The 15,960-nt window shown below is 48.9% G+C and carries 13 protein-coding genes; 3 read left to right on the top strand and 10 right to left on the bottom strand.

The window, feature by feature from the left end; genetic code table 11:
- Positions 1 to 10: 10 nt before the first annotated feature.
- The 3 genes from parC to KNP62_RS03010 all read right to left on the bottom strand — a co-directional run bounded on the left by parC (position 11) and on the right by KNP62_RS03010 (position 4,917).
- Positions 11 to 2,416 (bottom strand): DNA topoisomerase IV subunit A, encoded by a 2,406-nt coding sequence (parC, locus tag KNP62_RS03020; protein WP_214782939.1) that lies wholly within the window; start codon positions 2,414 to 2,416, stop codon positions 11 to 13.
- 2 nt (positions 2,417 to 2,418) lie between these two features.
- Positions 2,419 to 4,386, bottom strand: a complete 1,968-nt coding sequence (gene parE, locus KNP62_RS03015) for a DNA topoisomerase IV subunit B (RefSeq protein ID WP_214782936.1) — start codon at positions 4,384 to 4,386, stop codon at positions 2,419 to 2,421.
- A gap of 126 nt (positions 4,387 to 4,512) precedes the next feature.
- Positions 4,513 to 4,917 (bottom strand): CoA-binding protein, encoded by a 405-nt coding sequence (locus KNP62_RS03010; protein WP_074034448.1) that lies wholly within the window; start codon positions 4,915 to 4,917, stop codon positions 4,513 to 4,515.
- A 341-nt stretch (positions 4,918 to 5,258) separates the two neighbouring features.
- On the opposite strand from KNP62_RS03010, the gene KNP62_RS03005 reads away from it, so the two are divergent.
- Both KNP62_RS03005 and KNP62_RS03000 read left to right on the top strand, forming a co-directional pair.
- Positions 5,259 to 6,320, top strand: a complete 1,062-nt coding sequence (locus KNP62_RS03005) for a GGDEF domain-containing protein (protein ID WP_214782934.1) — start codon at positions 5,259 to 5,261, stop codon at positions 6,318 to 6,320.
- Positions 6,317 to 7,330, top strand: coding sequence for a tyrosine-type recombinase/integrase (locus KNP62_RS03000; RefSeq protein WP_074034446.1), 1,014 nt, complete (start codon positions 6,317 to 6,319; stop codon positions 7,328 to 7,330). Before KNP62_RS03005 ends, KNP62_RS03000 begins: the two co-directional genes overlap by 4 nt.
- A 62-nt stretch (positions 7,331 to 7,392) precedes the next feature.
- On the opposite strand, the gene KNP62_RS02995 is transcribed toward KNP62_RS03000, so the two are convergent.
- Genes KNP62_RS02995 through KNP62_RS02985 form a run of 3 tightly spaced genes read right to left on the bottom strand, consistent with a single transcriptional unit; the run spans position 7,393 to position 10,968 of the window.
- Positions 7,393 to 8,532 carry a hypothetical protein gene (locus KNP62_RS02995; protein WP_214782932.1) on the bottom strand — a complete coding sequence of 380 codons (1,140 nt, stop codon included), beginning with the start codon at positions 8,530 to 8,532 and terminating at the stop codon, positions 7,393 to 7,395.
- Complete coding sequence (locus KNP62_RS02990; RefSeq protein WP_214782929.1) at positions 8,529 to 9,740, bottom strand: hypothetical protein; 1,212 nt, start codon at positions 9,738 to 9,740, stop codon at positions 8,529 to 8,531. The genes KNP62_RS02995 and KNP62_RS02990 overlap by 4 nt, the downstream gene beginning before the upstream one ends.
- 55 nt (positions 9,741 to 9,795) lie before the next feature.
- On the bottom strand, positions 9,796 to 10,968 hold the full coding sequence (locus KNP62_RS02985; protein ID WP_214782926.1) for a MalY/PatB family protein: 1,173 nt from the start codon (positions 10,966 to 10,968) through the stop codon (positions 9,796 to 9,798).
- Positions 10,969 to 11,083: 115 nt separating this feature from the next.
- On the opposite strand from KNP62_RS02985, the gene KNP62_RS02980 reads away from it, so the two are divergent.
- A complete protein-coding gene (locus tag KNP62_RS02980; RefSeq protein WP_214782923.1) occupies positions 11,084 to 11,737 on the top strand; it encodes a M48 family metallopeptidase in 654 nt (217 codons plus the stop codon).
- Between the two features lie 21 nt (positions 11,738 to 11,758).
- Here the strand turns inward: KNP62_RS02980 and KNP62_RS15635 are convergent, their stop codons facing one another.
- The 4 genes from KNP62_RS15635 to KNP62_RS02960 form a co-directional block, all read right to left on the bottom strand.
- Positions 11,759 to 12,664 (bottom strand): methyl-accepting chemotaxis protein, encoded by a 906-nt coding sequence (locus KNP62_RS15635; RefSeq protein ID WP_214782920.1) that lies wholly within the window; start codon positions 12,662 to 12,664, stop codon positions 11,759 to 11,761.
- A gap of 157 nt (positions 12,665 to 12,821) precedes the next feature.
- Positions 12,822 to 14,120, bottom strand: a complete 1,299-nt coding sequence (locus tag KNP62_RS02970; protein ID WP_214782917.1) for a hypothetical protein — start codon at positions 14,118 to 14,120, stop codon at positions 12,822 to 12,824.
- Positions 14,117 to 15,406 (bottom strand): hypothetical protein, encoded by a 1,290-nt coding sequence (locus tag KNP62_RS02965; protein ID WP_214782915.1) that lies wholly within the window; start codon positions 15,404 to 15,406, stop codon positions 14,117 to 14,119. Before KNP62_RS02965 ends, KNP62_RS02970 begins: the two co-directional genes overlap by 4 nt.
- Positions 15,407 to 15,503: 97 nt before the next feature.
- Positions 15,504 to 15,887: a DUF302 domain-containing protein gene (locus tag KNP62_RS02960; protein WP_214782912.1), complete on the bottom strand. Its 384-nt coding sequence runs from the start codon at positions 15,885 to 15,887 to the stop codon at positions 15,504 to 15,506.
- Between the last annotated feature and the right edge of the window lie 73 nt (positions 15,888 to 15,960).

Genomic DNA, 15,960 nt, shown 5'->3' with positions numbered 1-15,960 from the left:
GGTCTTTCCTTTAATCGAGATACACGTCCTCAATCTCACCGAATGAATCTTCGTCGAAGACGAACGACCCGTTGGCGTAGCGATCAAGTAGCGTGAGCGTTTTTGTCTTCACTTGTTTTGCTTTCTCTTTTCCGACGATATGCAATGTCTCATCCCCATGTACAGGGAGCACACGACGGATCTGGTGTGGTTTTGATTTGACCTCACGAATGAGCATCGTTCCGCGAAGGTTGCGGTTCGTGCAATCGAACTGGTCTTCGAGCTTCATCTTCTTGACCGCTCCCCGCTGCGTCACGAGAACGAATAATGGTGGCGTGAAGAACGAGAAGGCATCGGCGACGACGTCACCGTCTTTCAAGTTCATCGCTTTCACACCGGCTGCCCGCTGTCCAACGACCGGAACGTCATCCTCTTTGAACCAGAGCCCGTATCCACGCTCTGAGACGAGGAACAACTGTCCAGGACCGTCACTGATCCCAGCGAATACGACCTCATCGTCACCTTTTAGCTTCAAGGCCATGAGCGGCTTCGACTTCCGCTGCGCGTCATAGTCGCGTAACGGCGTACGCTTGACCATTCCGTCTTTCGTCACGAAGAGGCAATGGGCATCTGTCTCGAACGTCGAGACAACGTCTGCCGAGATGACCTGTTCTCCTTCGATTGGGACGAGGTTGGCGACGTGCTGACCGGCATCCTTCCACTTCGATTCAGGGATCTGATGGATTGGGATGAGGAGGTAGCTCCCTTTGTTCGTCCAGACGAGCAAGTGATCTGTCGTCATCGCTTGTGTCGTAAGGAGAGGACGGTCTTTATCCTTCATCTCCGGTAAGACGTCACTTGAGGCACCATATGAGCGCATCGAGGCACGTTTGACATAACCGTCACGGCTGACGAAGACCATCGTCTCTTCGACGGCGATCATGACTTCCGTCTTCAGCTTCAATTCTTCGACTTCCGACTCGATGACCGAGCGACGGTCATCTCCGAACTCATCACGTAGCGCCGTGAGTTCTTTCACAATCAACTTTCGTTTCGTCGCATCCACGTCGAGAATGTTCGAGAGGCGAGCGATCTCTTTTTGGAGTGCCTTCGCTTCTTTTTGCAACTCGACGATGTCCGTATTCGTGAGTCGGTACAATTGGAGCATGACGACCGCTTCAGCCTGGCGTTCCGTGAATGAGAACCGCTCCATCAGTTTCTTCTTCGCGTCCGCTTTATCTTTCGCGGAACGGATCAATTCAAGCGTCTCATCGAGGACCGAGATGGCTTGCTCCAAGGCATCGACGATTTCAGCCCGTTTTTTCGCCTGTTCGAGTTCAAACGTTGTGCGACGTGTCACCACTTCTTCGACGTGCTTCAAATAGGCGTCGATGATTGGGATGATGCCCATCTGTTTTGGTGTCCGGTTCACGATGGAGACCATATTGTAGTTATAGGCGAGTTGCAGGTCCGTATGCTTTAAGAAGAAGTGAAGGACGCCTTCCGCGTCTGCCTCTTTCTTCAATTCGATGACGACACGAAGGCCGGTCCGGTCCGTCTCGTCACGGACTTCCGCGACACCTTCGACCTTTTTATCGAGACGTAGCTCTTCCATCTTTTTGACAAGGTTCGCCTTGTTCACTTCATAAGGGAGTTCTGTGATCGTGATCTGTTCACGGCCACCTTTTAGCTGCTCAATCTCTGATTTCGCACGGATGATGACCTTACCCTTGCCGGTCTCGAACGCCTTCAGGATGCCTTCTTTCCCCATGACCGTCCCTCCGGTCGGAAAGTCAGGTCCCGTGACATACTCGAGGGCGTCTTTCGCCGTATCGACCTGACCTTTCAAGCGTGCGATGGCGAGGTTGAGCACTTCCGTCAAGTTATGCGGTGGGATTTCTGTCGCATAACCCGCTGAGATCCCTGTCGTCCCGTTCATGAGCAAGTTCGGGAGGAGTGACGGTAAGACGAGCGGCTCTTCCGTCGAATCATCAAAGTTTGGCGTATAGTCGACCGTATTCTTCGCAATCGACGTCAGCATGACCCCAGCAATCTTCGAGAGACGCGCTTCCGTATAACGCATGGCCGCTGCCGGGTCACCGTCCATCGACCCGTTGTTCCCATGCATGTCGATGAGCGGATAGCGTAGTTTCCAGTCCTGAGAGAGACGTACCATCGCCTCATAGACGGACGAATCACCGTGCGGGTGATAGTTCCCGATGACGTTCCCGACCGTCTTCGCAGACTTTCGGTACGGCTTGTCGTTCGTATTCCCCTCATGGTGCATCGCATACAGGATACGACGTTGTACGGGCTTTAGCCCGTCGCGTGCGTCCGGTAAGGCACGGTCTTGAATGATATATTTTGAATAACGCCCGAACCGGTCACCGACGACCTGTTCGAGAGATAAGTTTAAAATGTGTTGAATCGTCGACATCGTTACATCACTTCCTCAATCGCTTTAGTCACATGTTCATTGGCGATGATCGAATCATCTTCCTGGAGTCCGAAGGCAACGTTCTCCTCGATCCACTCACGGCGATGCGTGACGTTATCGCCCATCAAGACTGAGACGCGCTTGTCCGCGACGGCCGCGTCGTCCACCGTGACACGGATGAGCGTACGGGTATCCGGATTCATCGTCGTCTCCCATAACTGGTCCGCGTTCATCTCACCGAGACCTTTATAGCGCTGGAGGATATAGCCTTTCTTATACACTTTGACCAACTTCTCGAGCGCCTCTTCGTCCCATGCGTAGTCGAACTGCTCGGACTTGCCTTTCCCTTTTGAGATGCGATAGAGCGGTGGCAAGGCGACGAACACACGGCCCGCCTCAACGAGCGGTCGCATATAACGGAAGAAGAACGTGAGAAGGAGCACTTGGATATGCGCACCATCTGTATCGGCATCCGTCATGATGATGATCTTGTCGAAGTTACAGTCATCCAAATCGAAATCATGACCGACTCCGGCACCGATTGCATGAATGATTGTATTGATTTCTTCATTCTTCATGATGTCCTGGAGTTTTGACTTCTCGGAGTTGATGACTTTCCCGCGTAACGGAAGGATGGCTTGGAACGTCCGGTCACGCCCTTGTTTGGCGGAACCACCGGCCGAGTCACCCTCGACGAGGAATAGTTCGTTCTTCGCGGCATTCTTCGATGTCGCCGGCGTCAATTTCCCGTTCAAGATGCTCGAACGTTTCTTCTTCTTACCGTTCCGTGCCTCTTCACGTGCTTTTCGTGCCGCCTCACGCGCCTGAGCCGCGCGAATCGCCTTTTTGATGAGCATCGTGGCCATCTGTGGGTTCTCTTCTAGGAAGATCGTCAGTTGCTTCGCCATGACGCTATCCGCACTCGCGCGCGCCTCTGGAGAGCCGAGTTTCGACTTCGTTTGGCCCTCGAACTGGAGGAATTCTTCAGGGATTCGGACCGAGACGATGAGCGTGAGTCCCTCACGGACATCGCCACCGTCTAGATTTTTGTCCTTCTCTTTGAGCAATCCGTTCTTACGCGCATATTCATTCATGATCCGGGTCATCGCAGTCTTGGCGCCGACCTCATGCGTCCCACCGTCACGCGTACGGACGTTGTTGACGAAAGAAAGGACGTTCTCAGAATAGGCGTCTGTGAACTGGAATGCGAGCTCGATCTCAATCTCGTTCTCTGTCCCTTCGAAGTAGACGATCGGGTGAAGCGTCGCCTTATCGTCATTTAAATATTGAACGAATTCAGCGATCCCATCCTCGTAATGGAACGTCTCTTGTTTATCGGTACGCTCGTCCGTCAGCGTGATCGTCAATCCTTTTAATAGGAAAGCCGATTCACGAAGGCGTTCGGCGAGCGTGTCATAGTTATACGTTGTCGTCGAGAAGATGGTTGCATCCGGTTTAAAATAGACGCTCGTCCCGGTCTGGCGCGTCTTGCCCGTCTCTAGGAGCGTCGTCTGCGGCACGCCGCCGTCCGCAAATGTCTGCTCGAAAACTTTCCCGTCGCGATAAATTGTCACGACGACCTTGCTCGAGAGTGCGTTGACGACTGAGGCACCAACACCGTGGAGACCGCCCGACGTCTTATAACCGCCTTGCCCGAACTTTCCACCAGCATGGAGAACGGTAAAAATGACTTCAGGTGTCGGTTTTCCAGAGGCGTGCATCCCTGTCGGCATCCCACGTCCGTGGTCACGGACCGTGATCGCATCGTCCTTATGAATCGTCACATCGATTTGACCACCGAACCCGGCGAGCGCCTCATCGATCGCATTGTCGACGATCTCATAGACGAGATGGTGAAGCCCGCGATGGTCGGTTGACCCGATGTACATCCCCGGTCGTTTTCGTACGGCCGTGAGTCCTTCGAGCACCTGGATGGCGTCTTCATTGTAATTAAATAGATCTGTTGACATAGCAGTCACCTCAATTTCGAACACACGTTCGTTTTTCTTTCCTATTGTATAGCTGTTCATCGATTCTGGCAAGCCTCCCTTGTCAGCCGTTGCTGAAAAAAAGGAGACCTACCAAGGAGGTAGGTCTTATCCGAGTAGACGAGCATGCTCCACGTACAGGCAGCGGTTCTCGATGTAATCGAGCCCGGCATCGCGTGCGATTTGCTCCGCCTCTGGACTTGAGAGACCGAGCTGGTTGAAGACGAGCCCGACATCCCCATGTCGTACCGCATCTTCCGCGACACCTGCTAAAAACTCGCTGCGACGGAACACGTCGACGATATCGATTCTACCCGGGATGCTCTCGACGGACGGATATGCCTTACGGCCGTTCCACTCCTCGAGCATCGGGTTGACAGGGATGACGGTATACCCGACACGTAGTAAGTACTCCGCAATCTGGTTGGCCGTCTTGTTCGGGTTGTCGGACACGCCGACGACCGCGATGGTCTTCGCTTCAGACAAAAGTTGCTTCAAACGCTGATCATCCATCCAAAATCCCCCTTTGGTTTACGTTTACAGTGTAACGTTACCTGACTTGCCGTTTCAAGTCCTATTTTCATCATAAGGTATAATGGTTCAACATTACAATTTCAAGACAAATCAATATGGTTTACATAACAAATTATTGTCTACCTTTTGTTTTGCGATAAAACTTATCAGTCGATTAACCACTCGATTCAGAAACAATCATGTAACTCATAAACATTGCGTGAAATATCTATTTCACGCAATGATAAGGACGTGTTATAAGGTCTTTTCATGGATGATTTTGATGACTTTTATATAAAAAGAAGCGTTCTTTCGCTATACTGAATGAGAGGAGGTGTGAGATGGGAACAATTTATGATGCCCGTCGCGGAACGCTGTATAATGAACGCATCATGTTTTATGGCAACCTCATCGCCTGGTTCGTTCATATCTTGTTTTGTCTGTTATTCTGGCGATTGGATGTAACCTCCTTGTTCATCTCTAATGGAGTGAGCGTCCTATATTACACGATTTCATTTTATTTTGTACATAAACGATGGTACGGCATTTTCTTTACCGGGCTGTTCATCGAAGTCGTGTATAACGCAATCATCTCGACCATCATTCTCGGTTGGGATGTCAACATGCATTACTTCATACTCATGATGGCCTATGGCGTCTTTTTCATGCCGAGCGTGACAAAAGGGCAACGAATCTTTACGACTACTCTCGCAATGGTGATTTATAGCATCCTCTTCGTCAATGTGTCAGACGGAATGGTGACTTTACCGCAACATATTGAACAGGCACTCGGGCTCTTTTGTATCCTTTCGACGGTCATGATGATCGCCGGTCTTTCTTTCATCTTTGAATCGGCCGTCGTCGAGGTGACGGATGAACTCGAGCGATCGAACGAGCAATTGCAAGTTCTCGCTTCGACAGACGGATTGACAGGGCTACTGAATCGAAAAATCGGGCACGAACGCGTCTCGGAATCAATCGAGCAGGCTAGTCTCGACGGCATCTCTTATGCCATTGCGCTATGTGACATCGACGGATTCAAGTCGTTCAATGAGACATATGGCCACGATTGTGGAGACCGTGTCATTCAACAAGTCGCATCCATCCTGTCTTCAGTTGACGGGCTTGCCGTACGCTGGGGTGGTGAAGAGTTTTTGCTCTTCTATACAAATTCGTCTGGTGACGTTTACGCCATAACGGAACAGTTGCGACATCAAATCGCATCCACACGTTTGGAATACGAAGGTGAACAACTCCATATCACGATGACATTCGGACTTGCCGTACGTAAACAGTTCGATACGCTAGAGGAGATCGTGAAAGAGGCAGATGATTATCTGCGTGAAGGAAAACAAAATGGAAAGAATCAAGTTAGATACGTAAGAAAAGGAGGGGTTCAATGAGTATCTTCCGTCAACTCGGACAACGGCCGACAACAACGAACTTGAAGCGATTTGAGCTGAACGGATTGCACCGATTACCTGTGTTCATCCAACAGTTCTTCCACCACTTAGCGGCTAAGCACTACTCCAAACAGACCGCTCAACGCTATGTCTATGATGTATTGGATTTCTTCCGTTGGGTCGAACACGTGAGCGGGACTGAGTTAGAACCCGAGACAATTGATTTGGCGGCATTTACGGAAATCGATCACGCGGGTGCAGAAGCATATGCGACTTATCTCGCCCTTGAGCTCGAGAACGCCCCGAGTGTCATCAATCGAAAACTCTCCACGTTACAATCACTCTTTAATTATTTGATTGAGACAAATCAGGCCACGATCAATCCATTCCAGGCCGTGGAGCGCCCGAAGCGAGGCAAACGGAACCCGATCTATTTGACAGAGTCAGAGTGGCTCGACTTCTCGACGCTTGTCCGCAGCAATGTCGGGATGACGAACCGTGAGGCGAGCTGGTATGAGGCAAATCGTGAACGTGACTTCTTGATCATCCAACTTCTCGGACTGACGGGTATGCGCGTGTCGGAACTCGTCGGACTCAATTGGACCGATATTAACTTCGAGACTGAGACCATCCGTGTCATCGGTAAAGGGAACAAGGAACGCCTCATCCCGATAGCAGGTCCTCTTCAGCCCCTGCTCATCGAATACCGTCAATTGTCACGTGAAGGTGCGTTATTTCAGAATGAAAAAGGGAAACGAATCGCCGTTCGTACGGTTCAACACGTGTTAAAAGGCCATATCGATCGATTGAAACCATATCTCCCTTTCTTGTCATATAAACAAGTGACACCCCATAAGCTTCGCCACACGTTTGCTACACGACTGGCGATGAGCGGAATCGATGTATTGACGATTCAACAACTGCTTGGTCATGAATCGGTGGCCACGACACAAGTGTATGCCCATATTGGTGACGAGCGTAAAAAACACGCGATATCAGGTTTACAATAATATGTTATGTCAACTATATATCCAAATATAAACACCACCTAATAAATGGGTGGTGTTTATATTTATGTGCTCGACATGGACAGGATTAATATGGCATCATCGATGACCATATAATAGGCATTTTCATATGCAATGCGTTCCTCTGTCTCTAAATCGAAAATGACGACGCCGCTCGTAAGACCCTCCGTATACTCATGCACGAGATAACGACGACCGATCACGCGTTCGAACGGTTCCACATCGATATAACGTGCCCCAGTCGCGATATCAATGACTTCCGTATGCATGTCACTCTCATCTACCTTAATAAAGATTGTCGAACTGACATCGTCATACGTGAAGTCGAGCGGTTCATATGCACCCCAGTCGACAACCGATACTTCGTGTAACACGTCAGGTGCCGTCAAATCATAGATGACTTCTTCGTTCAAAGAGTCGACGAACGCTGAAAATCGAAGGGTACCTTCGTTCTCTCCAAGGTATTGTACCGTATCGCCTTCCCCTTGCAATCGGAGAACATCATCGAATGGCAATTCATCCCGCTGATCCCAGATTGCCTCGATCGCCTCCTCGAGCGGACAGATGAGTAGCGCCTCAGAATGGTCAATCGGGTCGTCCGGAGAGACTCGTCCATTGTCGAGTGCATCATAGTAGTCAAATTCATCGAGTCTGGCGTTACAGACGATATAAGCGATACCCGCGAATGTCGTCGTGAACAAATACAGTTCACGGAATCGTTCCGTCTTCCCGACTAGACGCTCGTCCCGAATGCGCTCACGCTGACCGGTCACCCGATCATACAACCATGCTTCATCTGACGATTCAAACGCCGTCAAAAAGAGGAAGTAACGATGATCGAGTACCCAGAATAGCGTACTATTCCCTCTCTTCTCAAATGTCGTTACAATTTCTTCTTTCCCTGCTTTATAAGAGAACGCGATCAACTCTGTCTTGATAATTCCCTCGCCGTCTGGGATCTCGTTTAAGAAGTACACGACGTCCCCATCCACGAAGAGTTTCGAATACCCGTAGTCTTCATAGGGACGACGGTTCAACTGGGTAATCATCCCGTCCTCTTCATCAAAACGATAGAGGGAGAAAATCGTCTCATCTTTCTTTTCCCGATAGTAGACCGATGATGATGTGACAGCAATCAAATCCTCATGGTCGATCGGCATGGCACGTGCGTCCACAATTCTCATAAAGCACCTCTTTCATGTCCAGATTCGGCTGGTTCGACAGTGACAAGGCCCGGTGGTCGTTTCGGGAACGTGATACGGAGATGAGCATATTCAATCACATTCTGGTGTGGATGATTCTTGTCAATCCAACGAATACGTTGTTGATTTGCCAGGGCATGACCGATTTTCTCTTCCATCTGAAATTTCGAGATGTCACGATACGCGACTTCTTGGATGTACGTCTCTTCATCGGTCTCAAACTGTTGCCAAATCCCCATGACAAGTTGACCGAGGGCTGAAACCCGTCGTTCCGGTAACGTGATCGTCCCTAACGTCTGACTCACTTCCTTGAGACATTCGTTAGGGTCATCCGATACCGCAAACAATCGCTTGGCCGTATTGTTCATAACGCGATAGCGACGCTTCCCGCTCTCGAGTCTGAGTACTTGCGCATAAGGTTCGACCGGCACTCCGTGAAAGAATGTCTCTGTTCCACCCCATGCGAACCCGAAGGAAGGGTCGAACTTTCGAATCGTCTGCATGAACGACATCATGAAGTCCTCGACTTCTCTCCGCTCGAGTCGGAGCCATTCGGCAAGGGCGAGTGTGCCTTTGTTTTTTGAGATACGGTCGACTGGGAAGAAGAGTTCTCCGTCTGCCAGACGATGAGGCTTTAACTCGACGCCATCCGCCCGATAATCGGTCGATGGTCTACCGCCCCTACCCGCGTAAATGACCCATTCCTCATCTGTACTCTCGATGGCATACGCCTGGTGGGCCCAAGGTGGGGTCACATACAAGGCAGGATACTCCTCGAATGTGTCGAGATGGATATAGGAGCGGTCATTCCACAAATGGGCGACGAGTCGGACGACCTCTCCCGTCTCAGAATCTTTCGGGGTGATGTAGTTTCCCGTATCACCGATGAACGTCAGTACATGGAACCCGTATCCGTTGTACAAATGACGTATGATCCTTTCGAACACGGCAGTCACCATCCGCTCGAATAAGGGATGGTCCTCGTTTCGATCAAGAGTCGGCGAATCGACCGCACACATGAGCCAGCCCATCCGCTCATACAATCGGACACGGAGCGGATAAGAGATCAACGGAGAAGAGCTCGCATGAATCTCAGTCAAGCGAATATTGGACATGTTTTCGACTTGCAAGGTGAATCCACTGCGCCTTAACTGTTCCTCCATTTTTTTCTTCCAATTGATCGTCTCCATCCCATCCACTCACTTTCTCTCATCATCTCATTGTGAATTTTTCCCGATTCTCGTTTTACACAAACGCTTTTCGTTCCATTTGCGTGCTGAGACGATGGATTGCCTCGTCTAGCAATTCGCGACGCGTCCCGATATTCATCCGTTCAAACGCTTCACCTTGAGGACCGAACGGACTACCCGGTGACAAGAAGATTCGTACGTCTTGATGTAGCCAAGACTTTCTCTCCTCGACAGACATCGGGAGCTCCGAAAAGTCAATCCACAATAAATAGCTCGCCTCAGGACGCGCCGTGCGGAGCATCGGTAGATGGGTTTCAATCGAGTCGATGACCTCGCTCATTTGTTGCTCGAGTTCTTCACGTAACTGATCGAGCCATTGCTCCGCACGTTTGTCTGTATAGGCCGCGATGATGGCTGTGTTCGCAAACGGAGTCGGGAGGACGTGATGTTTGTTCTGTACTTTCGTGATCTGTTTCCGCCATTCATCGACCGGACAGATGATGTAGGACGCAAATAATCCCGCGATGTTAAACGCTTTTGAGGGCGCACTTACCGTGATGACGCGGGAATCGAGTGAGCCGATTGCGGTATGTTTGTGAGAAGGGAACGTCAAATCCGCATGGATCTCATCTGCGACAACGATGACATCATATTGATTTGCAAGCTCGACGACCTTTTCCAGTTCTGCTCTCGTCCAAACACGTCCGACCGGATTATGCGGAGAACAGAGCAAGAAGAGCTTCGCTTGTTTCATCGCTTCCTCCAAGGCGACAAAGTCCATCTCATAGCGTCCATCGTTCTCATTCAATGGCGCATCGAATACCTGTCGCTTCGAACCGATGACGAGTTCATGGAAAGGTGGGTAGACGGGTGACTGAATGACAACACCATCCCCGACTTCCGTCAGCGCCTCGACGATATGTGTCAATGCGGGAACGACCCCACTTGAGAACAAGACATGTTTCGGGTCAACATCTAAATCGTGACGTCGTCCATACCAAGACTGAACCGCTTCCTGCGCTTCAGGTGCGAACAAGGTATAGCCGAATTCTCCTTGAGCGGCCTTGTTGGTGAGTGCCTCCGAAATAGACGGTGCTGTACGGATATCGATGTCGGCCACCCAGAGCGGCAACACCTCTTCTGACAGATGGAACCAACGCTCCAACCCATCCCACTTCACTGAGTTCGTACCAGTACGTTCAAGTTGTTGTTGTAAAATTGATTTCATGTTCATCCCTCCTCCTCTTACTGTATCAAAGTTGATTCGACTGCGTGCCAAAAAAGCATGGCAGTTTCTTGCCGACTTCGTTATACTCAATCGAGATATAGAGAGGAGGTAATGTATGAACGTCAACATCGTCAGACATAAACGAAGAAAAAAAGCCGCATTTTATGTCACACCAAATGGCATCGAGCTACGTATCCCAGCACGTTTGTCAAAACGAGTCGTCGATCGCATTTTAGAAGAGCACGACTCATGGATTCGTCATACATGGCACAACCTTCCGAAACAGACGTCTGTTCTTGATGAGGGGCTCGTCTTTCATGGAAAAAGCTATCCGACCAAAAAAGATGATGGCACGACACTCAGACATGACGGTTCCTCATTTTTCGTCCCGAGGACATGGGACGAAAACACTCTGTCTAAACATTATGAGGCATGGCTACGCGAACGTGCACTTGAATATGTGACCGAGCGGGCACCGACTTACGAAAGAATCTTAGGCGTGAAAGCGAAAAAGATTCGGATCGGTCACCAAAAGACACGTTGGGGGGCATGTAGTTCAAATGGGACCATCTCCATCAATGTCCGCCTCATGCTCGCACCAAAAGAAATGATGGACTACGTCATCGCTCACGAATGGGTACATCTCGTCCACTTCGACCACTCTGCCTCATTTTGGAACACATTACGTACCGTATATCCAGAAACAGATCAAGCGAAAGCTTGGTTGAAGCAGAACGGTCATACATTACAGCTCAAAAAAACCGACTGACCCATCAAAGGGTCAATCGGTTCACAGGTTAGAAGTGAACGTGTCAGCCGTATCATGTAATTCGGCTGCGGCCTGCTCGAACGCATGGAATCGATCCATGGTCTGTTCCATCGTCTTTGCACTCAACTGAATTTCTTGATTGGATGCGGTGACACCTTCTACAATTTTTCGTAGTTCAAAGTTCATCCCTTCCGTATTTGAATTGACGTCGACGACCGCACGTTCCACCATACGGGAGAGATTCCGCACTTCCGTCGCCACGACATTAAATCCAAGTCCATGTTCACCGGCGCGAGCGGCTTCGATGGCGGCATTCAGGGACAATAGATTCGTTTGTGCGGCAATCTCTTTGATGGACAGTGCGATTTTCGCGATATCATCTGCTTGACGACGCAAGTTCTGAAGGGCATCGAGGTTGTCCGCTGCATCTTTAGCAAGCCGTTCAATCGTCTCATTCAATACTTTCGTATCTTGCATACCCGTCTTCGCCCGTTCATCGAGCACATCGGTCATCGATTTGAAGCGATACGCATAATCCTCAATCACCTGTTGCCGCTTCGTGATATCCGATGCGATTTTGACGACACCGATTACGTCATCCCCTTCAAAGATTGGCATATACGTCGCCTCGAGCCAAATCGTCTCTCCTTTTGCATTCTCACGCTCCACTTTATCCGAGAAACTGAATCCGCTCCAAAGTTTCTCCCAAAATGCCGAATACTCTGGACTATTGACAAAGGAAGAAGGGCAGAACAAATGGTGTTGCATGCCAACCATCTCTTCGCGTCTATATTTCATCGCTTTTGCGAACGTATCGTTCACATCGACGACCCGGCGTTGGCGATCAAATCGAATCAGCGCCATGTTCGTCTCGATGGACCGGAATACGTCATCTGAATGGATCATTTTCTGGTTCAATGTACTCATTAAAGATAGCAACCTTTCTTCTTCGTAGGATATTCGTACTAAATCGTGAACCTCAGTGTAACGTATTGTGAAGCAATCCATTGCATCCTTTTTATACAGAAGGTCAATATCTTAAGTTTGAAGTATTTACCAAATGAAAAGACGCCAATTGGCGCCTTTACTCTTTCAAATCGGGAAAATAGCTGAAGAATGTCTCTGCTCCTGTGCTCGACAATTTGAACGTCTGATTTCGCTTTGGATCGGTTAAGTACACATCCAGCTTTTTCGAGCGTTTCTGAAAGCTTAATTGAAACTCCTGACCGACCCACCCGTCGATAATCGTAAGCAGCGAATACTCCTCTATCTCCCCTTCTCGCTTGACCGGTTCTGCCTCATCGATTGCTTTCATCAACTCAGACATGTCAATCCCTGCAGCCTTTAGCACGTTCGGGTAATCAATCGTTGCCTTTTCGTCTAAAGGAGTCTTGTGGACGAACACGAACGGACCACTTGGTACGGCGGGATTCGATTCTATGTCTGCTTCAATTGATTCATTCGTTGCAAATTCGCGATCTGTATAGATGAGACGGGCGTCTTCCGTCACACGTTTCCCGTTCTCCATGTAAGAGAATGTGTAAATCGGTGTCTCGACACCTGGTTCGAGCGATTCTGCTTGCAGTACCCGCTCGACTTTGAGCCCTTCAAATTGCTTTGGTTGCTGCTCTGGTTGCGAATAATCATCTTTTGTTATAAGGACAATCGGGTCATAAGAAAGTAACCCACCTTCCGACTTAGCGAAAAAGTAAGCCTCTTTGGATTGTTCGTCGTAGCCGAGTGCGATTGTCATGCTTCCCATTTGCGCGTGATAAGGTTCAATGATTGAGAGCGGAAAGATCCCTTCGTCCTCTCCGATGGTTAAATGGATACTTCCATTCAAGGAAGGGGTCACTTGAATCATCGTTTCGTCAATGAGATGGACGGGATCCTCGAAAACATCGGAATAATCGCTTTCCTTCAAACTCTCTTCTTGTTCCGGAGTTCCATTTGCAATTGTCGGGTTACTTGGGATGGTGACACCTTCAGAAGCCTGTACAAACGAAGGGAACTTCTCAACAAGTCCGACTCTCATCTTTGGAGAAAAGCCGTCCTGACAAATGACATAATTCTGTTCGCCTTTTACATACGTCACTAGCTTATAGGCATGTGCATCGTAGTCGGAAATCATGGCTTTTCGGTTCAAAACATACGAATGATAGACCGTGACGTCCTCATTGATTTGGGGAACCGGGTCATCGGTGCATGCAAGGAGTAAATCGCTCGCCCACGTCTCAGGACCAGTAGTAAAGCTGTTCGAGTTCATGTCTCGTACATCCCATTGTGAGGGCATATGGTCCAGTTTGACGACCTTTACCTCTTCACCACCACAACCCGATAAAATTCCAACTGTACATAACGTGAATAATAGTCGTTTCATCATGATTTTTCGTACTCCGGGAAAATATCCAAGAACACTTCCGCCCCTTTACTAGATAATTTAAATGTCTGCTCGCGAAGCGGATCTGTCAGATAGATGTCGATTTTTTTTGACCGCTGTTTATAGCTGATTTCAAATTCTTGCCCTTTCCATCCATCCATCAACGTCAAGTATCGATAGTCTGCAGGCTCACCTTTGCGGCTGACCGGTTCTGCCTCCTTCAATACTTCCATGAATTGTTCAGATTCTTCCGTCGAGATTTCAATAAAATCAGGATAAGCGAGCTCATTTCCATCAAACGGTTTCCGGTGTGAGACGACTCTTGGACCATCTTCTTGGGCCGGCATCCACTCTTCATACATCGAATCGGGTTCTTCGCCTTCTTTCAGCAACGTACCTTCAACAAAGCGAACCGTCATCGTTTCAGTCACGGGTTCACCATCCCGCATGTAATGGAACGTATATATGGGAATCGCTTCTCCTTCTTTTAGCTCTCCAGTTTCGACGATGGTGTCGACGCTTAACTTATCAAAGGCCTTTTGTTCTCTTGACGCAGGGTCTTCTAGTTCTTCAAACTGTAATGGTTGAAAAACAAAGCGTTCATTAAGTGCGAAAAGAATGTAAGGCTGAGATGTTTTTCGATCGAGTCCAATGGCGATTTGTCGATGCGGCATCTCGATTCCAGTCGGTCCAAACTGGGCAAGAGGGTGTCTCGTCGCTTTACCATCCAGTTCTAGTTCAATTTCTCCGAATAGTGCCGGTTCAATTTCAAGTAACGTATCTCGGAACGGAATGATGTCGATTTCATCGATGTTCAGTTCGTCTGTTTTCATTAGCTTGTCCTTTGAGGATGATGATGTTTGATGAAGGTTAGGTAATCGGGGGACGCTGATTCCTTCAGAAGTATTCACGAAGTCCGGGAACTCATCAATCGCCTCCGCCATCAATTGATTCGTATAATCTTCGCGACAGACGACATATCGCTCGTCACCTTCTAAATAGGTAACTATCTTCATCGAGTACGGATCAACGGATGAAACTCCAGCTCTCCCTGCAATCACCGTTTGATACGTGGTAATCTCCCCTTTCAACTCTGTCACCCGTTCGCCCTCACACGCCTCGAGCACTTCTCGCACCTCATGGATTTTAAAAATTTCTCCTTCTTTCGTATAACTCTCGAGATTCCATTGATTTTCTATGTAATCTAGTTGAATGACTTCTATGTCAGATGCTCCACATGCGCTTAACATGAAAGCGCCAAGCAACATCGCCATACCACGTTTGAACATCCAATCCCTCCACTCATGCTTCTATCCAATTTTACCATTATCTAACTATCTTATACAAAAAAATCCGCTCATGTTTCATGAACGGATAGTACATCGATTATTTACTTTGGTCGATCGCACGTTGCAATCTAGATTCGACGTCCGCTGCGACGGCTTGTAAGGATTCGTCATCTATGAGGCGAATCAACGTTGTCGGTTTCGGCATGCCGATTTGTGTGTGATTGTCCTTTTCGAAAACGGCAATTTTACACGGGAGGAAGTAGCCTCCCTCTAGATGGTGTGACAGCACTTCTTTTGCTGCCTTCGGGTTGCACACTTCTAAAATGCGATACTTCCCTTCAATGGCCTGCCCTTTTTTCTCTAACGTGTCGCTCAAATCAAAGTCCCATAATACACCGAATGCCTCATCTTTTAGCGCTTCTCCAAGACGGTCGATGACGTCCTCAACGGTACGGTCAGACTGTACAGTATAATCAAACATCTTCATTCCTCCTTATGTGGTCACTCTTGAAATCTGTACCCGAACGAAGTCTTCTTCAATCAAAAAGAAACTG

Origin of the sequence: Exiguobacterium sp. s183, assembly GCF_018617655.1 — a bacterium.
Lineage (GTDB): Bacteria > Bacillota > Bacilli > Exiguobacteriales > Exiguobacteriaceae > Exiguobacterium > Exiguobacterium aestuarii_A.
Note: the sequence above shows the minus strand (reverse complement) of the source record. Positions and strands in the feature narration are given on the sequence as shown.